The organism is Flavobacterium sp. YO64 (assembly GCF_004119505.1).
Classification (GTDB): Bacteria; Bacteroidota; Bacteroidia; order Flavobacteriales; family Flavobacteriaceae; genus Flavobacterium; species Flavobacterium oncorhynchi.
In genome coordinates this window covers 1-235 of the sequence record NZ_NRQV01000080.1, presented here as the reverse complement: position 1 = coordinate 235, position 235 = coordinate 1, and the positions used below count along the sequence as shown (strand labels likewise).

Genomic DNA, 235 nt, shown 5'->3' with positions numbered 1-235 from the left:
GTCCAGTTTCTCCTTTTGCTCCGTCAGTTCCTTTTGGTCCTGTTAAGTTAGAAGTGGTAAAAGTTGTGCCGTCAGTATAAGTAATTGTAAACGTTCCGTTTCCATTGTCAACTGTAGTTGTGATTCCTTTTCCATTATTTCCTGTAGCTCCTTGTGCTCCAGTTTCTCCTTTGCTCCTGTTAAATTAGAAGTGGTAAAAGTTGTACCGTCAGTATACGTAATTGTAAAAGTTCCG

At 39.6% G+C, this 235-nt stretch carries 1 protein-coding gene; it reads right to left on the bottom strand.

All coding sequences use genetic code 11. The annotated features are described in order from the left end of the window. Positions 1-42 precede the first annotated feature (42 nt). On the bottom strand, positions 43-235 hold a 193-nt coding region (locus tag BOW57_RS20740; RefSeq protein ID WP_164973759.1), incomplete at its 5' end, for a hypothetical protein.